This is a genomic window from Rhodocyclus purpureus, assembly GCF_016653115.1.
Classification (GTDB): Bacteria; Pseudomonadota; Gammaproteobacteria; order Burkholderiales; family Rhodocyclaceae; genus Rhodocyclus; species Rhodocyclus purpureus.
Genome location: NZ_NHRX01000013.1, coordinates 74685 through 83611 on the forward strand (window position 1 = coordinate 74685; position 8927 = coordinate 83611).

The 8927-nt window shown below is 67.1% G+C and carries 7 protein-coding genes; all 7 read right to left on the minus strand.

Annotated features, from left to right (window positions below; genetic code table 11):
* Nucleotides 1-9: 9 nt before the first annotated feature.
* A complete protein-coding gene (locus tag CCR84_RS02430; RefSeq protein WP_201209346.1) occupies nt 10-1374 on the minus strand; it encodes an O-antigen ligase family protein in 1365 nt (454 codons plus the stop codon).
* The gene (locus CCR84_RS02435; RefSeq protein ID WP_201209347.1) at nt 1355-2509 is read right to left on the minus strand and encodes a glycosyltransferase family 9 protein; all 1155 of its coding nucleotides are present in this window, start codon (nt 2507-2509) and stop codon (nt 1355-1357) included. Before CCR84_RS02435 ends, CCR84_RS02430 begins: the two co-directional genes overlap by 20 nt.
* Nucleotides 2506-4362: an asparagine synthase (glutamine-hydrolyzing) gene (asnB, locus tag CCR84_RS02440; protein WP_201209348.1), complete on the minus strand. Its 1857-nt coding sequence runs from the start codon at nt 4360-4362 to the stop codon at nt 2506-2508. The genes CCR84_RS02435 and asnB overlap by 4 nt, the downstream gene beginning before the upstream one ends.
* Before the next feature lie 55 nt (nt 4363-4417).
* Entirely contained in the window at nt 4418-5233 is an 816-nt protein-coding gene (locus tag CCR84_RS02445) for a polysaccharide deacetylase family protein (RefSeq protein WP_242508490.1), read from the minus strand.
* Nucleotides 5234-5259: 26 nt separating this feature from the next.
* A complete protein-coding gene (locus tag CCR84_RS02450) occupies nt 5260-6348 on the minus strand; it encodes a glycosyltransferase (RefSeq protein WP_201209350.1) in 1089 nt (362 codons plus the stop codon).
* A gap of 313 nt (nt 6349-6661) precedes the next feature.
* Complete coding sequence (locus CCR84_RS02455) at nt 6662-6961, minus strand: nucleotidyltransferase domain-containing protein (protein WP_201209358.1); 300 nt, start codon at nt 6959-6961, stop codon at nt 6662-6664.
* Between the two features lie 49 nt (nt 6962-7010).
* Nucleotides 7011-8927: DNA polymerase I (gene polA, locus CCR84_RS02460; protein WP_201209351.1), on the minus strand; the 1917-nt coding region annotated here is incomplete at its 5' end.

Below are 8927 nucleotides of genomic sequence, written 5' to 3' on the forward strand. Positions count from 1 at the left end.
TGATATCGTTCATTCTGTTCGCTGGCTCTCCAGAGCCAGCGCGTTGAACAGCATCGCCAGGAACATGAACTGTTCGAACATGTGGTCCTGGAAGTTGCCATCGACGATGCTGCGCATGAAGAAGCCACTGACCACGAAGAGCAGCAGCAAGCCGGCGGGGTTTTCGTCCCTGAAGAATGAGCGCCAGCCATTCACCGCCAAGATGCCAAGAAAGCCCAACCAGAGCAGCAGTCCGGGAATTCCGGCACCGACAGCAAAGTTGAGCACCCCGCTATGGCAGTGCTTGCTCGATGCGTAATCCTCATGGATACGGAGCATGGCAGTGCCGAAGGCATTCCGTCCGTAGCCGACGCCGAACGGGTCGCGACCGATAGCCAGGAAAGCCTCCTTGCCCCAGGCGAAGCGCATGTATGCAGAGTGATCCACCGGCGAGCCGTTGGCCATCAGGGGCAGCGGTTGCGCATCGTCTCTCCACGCCCGCTGATGCTCGGTGTCGAGCGCGATCGGCACTGTCTCGGCGAAGCTCAGCCAGCGCTGATCAGACTTCATGGCGGACCAACCGAATGCGCCGATTCCGGCAAGCACGACAGCGGCTGCACCTACGAGCAGCGCCAGATTGATCTCGCGGCGCTTGGCAATCAGCGCGACGATGGCGCATGAGATAAGCAAGGCAAGGAAGCCCATCGTTCCATAGCGAGTGCCGAGCACATAGGTCGCGAAAAAGCAGAGGCCGACCAGAAGCAGAAGCCATGCCCAGTGGATCGGCATGTAGGATCGGCGATAGAGCAGGCGGGACATCGCCTCGGCACTCAGCAAGGCCATCAGCAGGTTGGTGACGAAGCTCAGCCCGGCCCGGTTTTGCGTGATGCGGGTTTCCTGAAAAGGCAAACTCCCCTCGTCCCACCAACGCCAGAGCGTATCCAGGTCATGTAGACCGACCTGTAGCGCGAGGGTCAGCATCAAGGCGGTGGCCAGCAGCGGCCCGCCGCGATGCGGCAGGCGGCGGACGAGCAGAGCGGCGACCAGGAAGCCGATCAGACCCGTGATGCCGCTCCTGATCCATTGACCCCAGAACTCCTTCAGGACGGCTGCCGTGTCGTCGGCAAAGAGAAGTGCCTCGACGACGATCCAGAGAGTGAGGACACCATAGGTAAAAAACAGCTTGCGGTGCGTACGAAGCGTTTCCCCGATACCGAGGCCAGGTTGCAGGTATTTCCAGACGGCGAGACCAAGCAGGACGACGATGATGAAGAGACGCAAGGCGATCGTCCCCGGCAAGGACCAGACGAAAAGCAGGGCACAAGCCAACCCGATCAGCCAGCGATCGGATGACGACAAGGACGACAACAACGAATCAGCGGGCTTTGCGGTCATGGATCGGATCTGCTGAAGGCAAGAGTGTGGCGACGGCGTTTTGCACCGCCTCCGGGGTCAGCGCCTGCATGCAGCGCGGGCAGGCACAGGCGGATGGAGGCAGCGCACAATGCCGCACCCAGGTCACGAAGGTGCGTTCGAACAGCATCCTGCCGTCGCGGCACGGGAAGTCCTCGACAGTCACCGCCTGATAGGGAAGGCCAGCCCAGAAGTGGCCGGGTCCGTAGATCAGCGACGACCCGGGACCGAACAAGGTCACGCAGGCGACGCCGGCGGCTTTGCCGAGGTGGGCGACGCCGGTGTCCGGAGAAACCAGCAGCGCAGCGTTGGCGAGAAGATGCCAGAGCTGCGGGAGATCGAGGCAGCCGGCGAAGGAAGCGTAGCGCGCTTCTGGATCGCACTGGCGAACGAGGTCTTCCTCGCCACGGCCGCCGCTCCAGACGACGGTGTAGCCGCGGGCGCTGAGCCAGTCGGCGAGTTCCCGCCAGTTCTCGGGCGCCCAGTGGCGCAGGACCGAACTGGCGCCGACGTGGAGGACGCAATAAGGCCTGTCCGGGAGAGCGAAGGGGCGGCAGGCCGGGGCCGGCCAGTCCTGCGGCCGAAAGGGTTCGGGCGCGGGTCCGTCGATCAGGGTGGCGGCCATGTCCGGCCAGGCGGTCGGGGTGTCCGGGTAGGGACGCAACTCGTCGACCAGCCAGTTCTTCCAGGCCGGGCTGTCGCCCTCGAAGGCGACTATCCAGCGCGCACCGAGGGCAGCGGCGAGCAGCGAATAGCGGTTCTCGGCCGGGATGATGACGAGATCCGGCCTGGGCTGCCGGCACAGGGCAAGTAGGGTGCTGAAGTTGCGCGGGTTGAACGGGTGAGCCTCGACGCCGTAGGGATGAGCCGAGAACAGCGCAACCGTCGCCGCGGGCGTGGCCAGATGCAGTTGCGCAGCCGGGTAGCGCTGCCGCAGCTTGGCCAGCAGCCCCGCCAGCATGATGGTGTCGCCGAGCAGGAGGTGGTGCAGCACCCAGATCCGTTGCGGCTGTTCGGGACGCCGGCGTCGCAGCAGTGTCGGCAGGCGCCAGAGCAGCAGGAAGAAGACCAGCAGTCGGCCGGGCAGGCGCGAGTTGCTGAAGAAACGGAATCTCATGCCTGGCCACGCAGCACGGCGAGTTGGGAGAGGCTTTCGTCGAGGAGGTAGAGCTGCAGCAACTGCTCTGCGAAATGGGTAGCGCCGGCGTGGTAGGCGGCGGCGAGTTCGTCGACCGCGGAACTGCGCAGCAGGCCGTCGCTGAGGCTGGCCAGCCGCTCGCCGAGACCGTCGGCACGCGGCCTCAGATCCACTTGCAGCCAGTCGGTCAGCGGCGGGTTGAAACCGCGCTTCTTGCGCTCGAAGAGCTTGAGTGGCGCCAGCGGCGCCATGACCGGTTCGAGGAAACGCTTGGCCGGCTGTGTGAACCTCTGTTCGCGGGCGACCCCGGCCAGTTTCTCCAGCCAGCGGTGATCCAGGAGCGGCGCCCGCATCTCCAGGCCGTGCGCCATGGTGCACAGGTCGGCCTTGCGCAGGATGTATTCGGGCAGGGTGTTGGCGAAATCGCAGGCGAGCAGTTGCTCGATCGGCGTCGCCGCGTGCGCGTCGGCAGGGCGCCACCAGACATCGTGTTCGAGGCGGCCGTCGGCAAGCAGATAGCGGCGCTGGGCCGGCGAGAAGCCGGAAAAGCGCAGCGAGTAAGCATCGCTCCAGGACATGCGCAGTTCGTCGGCGAGCTTGCTCCAGCCCTTCCCGGCCAGAGAGGCGGGAGCAGGCAGCGGCAGCGACAGGCCGGCGCGCCACAGGGTGCGCAAGTGCTTAGGATGTCGCTTGTAGCCGGCGAAGATCTCGTCGCCGCCGTCACCACCGAGAACGACGGTCACGTGGCGCACGGTTTCTCGGGCGAGGTACCAGGTCGGGATGCTCGACGGATCGGCGAAGGGCTCGTCGAGATCGGCAACGATGCGCTCGAAGTTTCCGCCCAACTGCATCGGGACCGGAATCGCCGTGTTGGCGAGGCCGAGTTGGCGGGAAATCTCCTGCGCGTCGGCGCTCTCGTCGAAGCCCGATCCGGGAAAGGCGGCAGTGAAGGTGCCGAGGTCGCCATGGCCGGAAGTGGCGAGGACACTCGCGATGGCGCTCGAATCGATGCCGCCGGACAGGAAGACGCCGAGCGGGCGATCGGCGACGGTGCGCAGGGAGACTGCCCTGCGCAGTTCGGCGAGGGCCTCGTCGGCGGTGGTCGCGCCGTCAGCGGTCGCCCCCAGCGCCCAGTAGCGGCGTTTTTCCAGGTGAGCGCTGGCGATGTCGTAAATCAGATAGTGGGCGTTTTCGAGCCGCTGCAGCCCGGCAAAAATGGTGCGCGGCGCCGGAACGTAGCGGTGCGCGAGGTAGGCATCGATCGCCTGCGGGCTGAACCCGCGTTCCCCCTCCGGCAGCCAGGGAAGCAGCGAGCGCACCGTCGAGCCGAAGGCCAGCCCGTCGGGGCGCACGCCATAGACCAGGGGCTTCAGCCCCATCCGGTCGCGGGCCAGGAAAACCTTGCCGAGCCGGCGGTCGTGGATGACCAGCGCGAACATGCCGCGCAGGTGGTCGAGCAGCGCCGGAAAGCCCCAGGCCTCGTAGGCGCGCAGGATGAATTCGGTATCCGAGTGCGTGCGGAAGGCGGCGCCCCGGGCAGCGAGGGCGGCGGCTTCGTCCTCCCAGCCATAAACCTCGCCGTTGTAGCAGAGCCAGACGTTGCCGTCGTCGCTGACCATCGGTTGATCGGCGACCGGGCGCGGGTCCCGGATGGCAAGGCGCGCGTGCAGCAGCGCGCTGGTCGCCTCCGCGTCAGGCGTCACCGCACGCGGACCGATCCATGCCGCTTCGTGTGCAGCGTCGGGGCCACGCTTGGCGAGGGCAGCGAGCATCGCCCGGCGCGTGGCCGGGGCAATCGCCCGGCGACCGAAAAAACCGGCGATGCCACACATCAGCTTGCCGTCCGGCTGAAGAGGAAGAGGAGAACAGGCTGGAGCATGGCGGAGCTCAACGTTTACGGCCGCGCGCGTACCAGCGCGCCAGCGTCGGCCGGCGGTACAGCCACAGCCGGCTGAGCAGCCAGCCGGCGGGCTTGTCCTTGGTCACGATGCGGTGGATATGGCGCGGATCGTCGCCCGGCTGATTGGCGCCGGGGGCAACGGTATAGAGGTGCCGAAAACCGGCGCTGGCGGCGACCGCGAGGTAATCGTCGTCGAAGTAGCCCTGCGGCCAGCACAGGTGGTCGCAGGCACTGCCAAGGCGATCGCTCAGGACCGCACGCGCCGCGGCGAGGTCGCCAGCCAGCCCGGCGCTCTTGGCGCCTGCATCCGGGCACTGCGCATCCCAGCGCGTGTGGGTATGCGTGTGGCTGTGGAACTCGAAAGTTCCGGCCGCGCGCATGGCGTCGATTTCGCTCCAGCGGACGATCACGTCGTCGGCCTTGCCCGCGGCGATGAGCTGTTTGCAGACATTGTGCTCGGGCGTCGCCGGCAAGGCCGCTGCCGCATCCACAATGCCGGTCTTGTCCACGCCAGCACACGCGCGCTGCGCGCCATCCTTGACCCAGTCGGTGACGATGAACATCAGCGCCGAAAAGCCATGGCGCTGCAGTACCGGGTGCGCGTAGACCCAGTTGTCGAGATAGCCGTCGTCGAAGGTGAGCAACACCGACTTGTCGGGGACTGCGGCGCCCGCGAGAAAATCGGCGAACTGGCGGGCACTGAGGGTCCGGTAGCCGGCATCGCGCAGACCACGCATCTGGTCGGCAAAGTTCGCCGGGCTGATGGTGACCAGTCCCGGCGACGGCGAGACGTGGTGATACATGAGCACCGGAACCGAGCGCGCAGCCCTCATCGTCTGCCCCTCTCGGCGAGGCTCTTCAGGTAGAAGGCTTCCATTTCGGCGGCCATCGTGGCAACGCTGAAGCGGGTCTGCGTGATCTCCTGCCCTGCCCGGCCGAAGCGCCGGCGCAGTTCCGGATCATCGACCAGCGTGTACAGCGCCCGCGTCAGCGCCTGCTCGTCCTTCGCCGGCACCAGCAATCCGCTGACGCCGTCCTGGATCACTTCCGGAACGCCATCCACCGCGGTGCCGATGGTCGCCAGGCCGGCGGCCATGGCTTCGATGTAGGAGGTGCCGAGCGCCTCCTGCCAGGTGGCGAGGGCAAAGAAATCGCAGCCGGCGAGGACATTCGGGATGTCGCGGCGCAGACCGAGGAGATGGACGCGGTCGCTGACGCCCTTGGCCGCGATGTAGGCCACCAGTCGCTCATGAATCGGACCATCACCGGCAAAGACGAGATGAACCTGCGGGCGTTCGGCGAGGAGCGGCAGCGCCGCGTCGATCAGTTCGCGATGCCCCTTCTCGAAGCGCAGGATGGCGACGGTGGCGATGAGGATGTCGTCTGCAGCAAGACCGAGTTCGGCGCGCAGGGTCGAGTGCTCGACCTTGGGCGGCGGCTCGATTCCCGTATAGACGGTGGCGACGTGATCGGCCGGGACGCCGACTGAAATCAGGTAGCGGCGCACCCACTCGCTGACGGTGACGACCTTGTGCGGCAGCAGCTTGTAGGTCGCCAGCGAGGTCACCGGCAAAGCCAGGTGGCGCGTACGGACGATCAGCGGAGTGAACGCCAGGCGGCCGGCCAGGCCGCCCAGCAGGCTGTCGTGTCCGCTATGGGTATTGACGATGTCGAAACGCTTGCGCCGCAGCAGGGGCGCCAGCTTCCAGGCGGCGATCAGGTCGCCGCCGCCACGCATGGCGATCCGGTGCACGGCGAAGCCGGCCTCTTCGGCGCGATCACCGAGCCGGGCGCCAGGCCGGCACGCCACTTCGAGGGTATGGCCGCGCTCGCGTAGGGCCACCAGTTCCTTGAAGGTCCGGTGTTCCTGCCCCCCCCAGCCGGTGGAGGATTCAGTATGGAGTATCTTGAGGCTCATCTTGAGGCAAGCACGTTCGACCGATCGCACTGAAGTGCAATCAATCATTATACCGGTGCCGACACCTCGACCGGCAGCCGCGCGCGATATCGCGCCGGCACGTCATGGGCGATTGGCGTACCGGCTGCGCCGCGTCGCCTCGGCAAGCGCCGGAAGCGGATTCCCCGGCTGCGGATGCCGCAAATGTCCACTACGCTTCCCTAGCCTCCGTTCGGGCTGAGCTTGCCGAAGCCCTGTCAAAGCCCGGTGCAGGCAACGCCCTTCGACAAGTTCAGGACGAAACGCAGTCTGGCTTCACTTTTCTGATCGAGGATCACAGGATTTGTCCTTCGCTGAGCGCGATGTCGTGAATCGGCAGGTGTCGCAGATTCGGCGCGAGGATCAGCACGTCGACTCGCCGCCCGAGCAGTGCGCGCGAGATGCGTGCCGACAGACGGGCGCCGACGAGGGCGGGGTCAGCGACAGGCTCCGGCAGTTCGAGCAAAAGGTCTACGTCGCCGCCCTTGCGCTGGTCGTCCAGGCGCGAGCCGAACAGCCGCACCTGGGCCTTTTCTCCGACAAGTTCGCGGACGATCTGGCGAATCTTCCGGGTTTGTTGGCTGGAGAGGCGCATCTTCAAGGTGAAACGTCAGTACGGGGCGAACATTATGGACGAGCCACGCTCAGTGCGCCTCCCCCCAGCTCCCTCCAACCCCGACCTCGACCGCCAGCGGCACCTTGAGCGTCGCCACCTGCGTCATCAGTCCCGGCAGTTCCTCCCGCACCCGCGCCAGCTCGGCGTCAGGCACCTCGAGCACCAGTTCGTCGTGCACCTGCAGCACGATCTTCGTCGCCAGTGACGCGCGGTCGATCCAGCCCTGCACCGCGATCATCGCCAGCTTGATCAGGTCGGCGGCGGTGCCCTGCATCGGCGCGTTGATCGCGGCGCGCTCGGCGCCCTGGCGGCGGCCTTGCTGGCTGGCGCGGATGTCGGGCAGCCACAGGCGGCGGCCGAACACGGTCTCGACGTAACCGCGGTCGCGCGCCTTCATCCGCGTCTCCTCCATGTAGCGCGCCACGCCGGGATAGCGCGCGAAGTAGCGGTCGATGTAGGACTGCGCGGCGCCGCGGTCGAGGTCGAGCTGGCGGGCGAGGCCGAAGGCGCTCATGCCGTAGATCAGGCCGAAGTTGATCACCTTGGCGACGCGGCGCTGGTCGGCGCCGACTTCCTGCGCGCTGACGCCGAAGATCTCGGCGGCGGTGGCGCGATGCACGTCCTCGCCGCGGGCGAAGGCGTCGAGCAGGCGCTCGTCGCCGGAGAGGTGCGCCATGATCCTCAGTTCAATCTGCGAGTAGTCGGCCGAGACGATCACGCTGCCGGCAGGCGCGACGAAGGCCTCGCGGATGCGCCGGCCTTCGCCGGTGCGCACCGGGATGTTCTGCAGGTTGGGGTCGCTCGACGCGAGCCGGCCGGTGACCGCCGCGCTCTGCGAGAAGCTGGTATGTACGCGGCCGCTGGCGGCGTTGATCATGCGCGGCAGCTTGTCGGTGTAGGTGCCCTTGAGTTTGGCCAGTTGCCGCGATTCGAGCAGCAGCTTCGGCAGCGGGTAGTCGAGCGCGAGTTCGGAGAGGACTTCCTCGTCGGTCGATGGCGTCCCGCCGGGCGTTTTCTTCTTCACCGGCAGGCCGAGCTTGGTGAACAGGATTTCGGCGAGCTGCTTCGGCGACGCCAGGTTGAACGGCTGGCCGGCGGCGGCGTAGGCGTCCTGCTCGATCTGCAGCAGGCGGCTGCCGAGCTCGTGGCTCTGCCGCGCGAGTTGCGCGGCGTCGATGAGCACGCCGTTGCGCTCGATGCGGAAGAGGATGTCGCGCACCGGCATCTCGATCTCGCCGTAGATGCGCGCCAGGCCCGCTTCGGCGGCGATCTGCGGATAAAGCCGCGCGTGCAGGCGCAGGCAGAGGTCGGCGTCCTCGGCGGCGTAGGGCGCTGCCTGCTCGATGGGCAGCTGCTCGAAGCCGATCTGGCTGGCGCCCTTGCCGCACAGCGACTCGTAGGAGATCGTCTCGAGACCTAGGTGGCGGCGCGCCAGTTGCCCCAGGTCGTGGCCGCGCGCGCCGTCCTTGCCCGATTCGAGCACGTAGGATTGCAGCAGCGTGTCGTGCGCGACGCCCTTGAGCGCGATGCCGTGGTTGGCGAAGACGTGCTGGTCGTACTTGAGGTTCTGCCCGATCTTGGCGTGTTCTGGCGATTCGAGCCAGGGCTGGAGGCGCGCCAGCACCTCGGCCAGCGGCAGCTGCGCCTGCTCGCCGACGTGGGTCAGCGGCAGGTAGGCGGCTTCGCCCGGCGCGACGGCGAAGGAGATGCCGACCAGGCGCGCGGCGAAGGGATCGAGGCTGGTCGTCTCGGTGTCCAGCGCGACGAGTTCGCAGGCCTCGATCTTCGCCAGCCAGCGCTCGAAAGCCGGCCAGTCCATGATCGTCTCGTAGGCGGCGCGGTGGCTGCCGTCGTCGGCGAGCGTGGCCACTGCGCCTTCAGGCGCAGCCTGCGCGGTGCTGCCGGCTGCCCCGGCCCCTGCGCCTTCTCCGCCCCCCGCTTCGCC

What these genes read in the sequence shown, in the direction of transcription:
- CCR84_RS02430 (WP_201209346.1), bottom strand. Translation starts at nt 1,374, where the DNA reads ATGACCGCAAAGCCCGCTGATTCGTTGTTGTCGTCCTTGTCGTCATCC.
- CCR84_RS02435 (WP_201209347.1), bottom strand. Translation starts at nt 2,509, where the DNA reads ATGAGATTCCGTTTCTTCAGCAACTCGCGCCTGCCCGGCCGACTGCTG.
- asnB (WP_201209348.1), bottom strand. Translation starts at nt 4,362, where the DNA reads ATGTGTGGCATCGCCGGTTTTTTCGGTCGCCGGGCGATTGCCCCGGCC.
- CCR84_RS02445 (WP_242508490.1), bottom strand. Translation starts at nt 5,233, where the DNA reads ATGTATCACCACGTCTCGCCGTCGCCGGGACTGGTCACCATCAGCCCG.
- CCR84_RS02450 (WP_201209350.1), bottom strand. Translation starts at nt 6,348, where the DNA reads ATGAGCCTCAAGATACTCCATACTGAATCCTCCACCGGCTGGGGGGGG.
- CCR84_RS02455 (WP_201209358.1), bottom strand. Translation starts at nt 6,961, where the DNA reads ATGCGCCTCTCCAGCCAACAAACCCGGAAGATTCGCCAGATCGTCCGC.